Origin of the sequence: Carboxydocella sp. JDF658 (assembly GCF_002049395.1) — a bacterium.
Lineage (GTDB): Bacteria > Bacillota.
This window is the reverse complement of the sequence record NZ_BDLR01000177.1, coordinates 1-272: the sequence shown is the minus strand read 5'-3', so window position 1 is coordinate 272 and position 272 is coordinate 1. Positions and strand designations below refer to the sequence as shown.

Below are 272 nucleotides of genomic sequence, written 5' to 3'. Positions count from 1 at the left end.
ACAGGAATAACTTATGGCTATTCCCTCGTGCTCCTCCAGAAGCTCCATAAAGTGCTTGAAATTGGCGTTCTTGTACTTATCGGATTGTTTCAATGAGATAATCTTGCTTTTAAGCTCGTCAGTGAGTGCATGCTGCGGCTTACGACCTGTATTTTTATGGATAAGGAACGCCGGCCCTTGTTCCATCACTCCTTTTTTAAGGCGCTTAATCTGGCGTTCACTTAGACCTAAGCTCATAGCTGCTTCACTGATTGATAGTTTCCCATCAATTA

1 pseudogene is annotated in these 272 nt (G+C 43.0%); it reads right to left on the bottom strand.

From position 1 onward, the window contains the following. Positions 1-270: pseudogene (locus JDF658_RS14700) on the bottom strand (integrase); the annotation flags it as partial. Between the last annotated feature and the right edge of the window lie 2 nt (positions 271-272).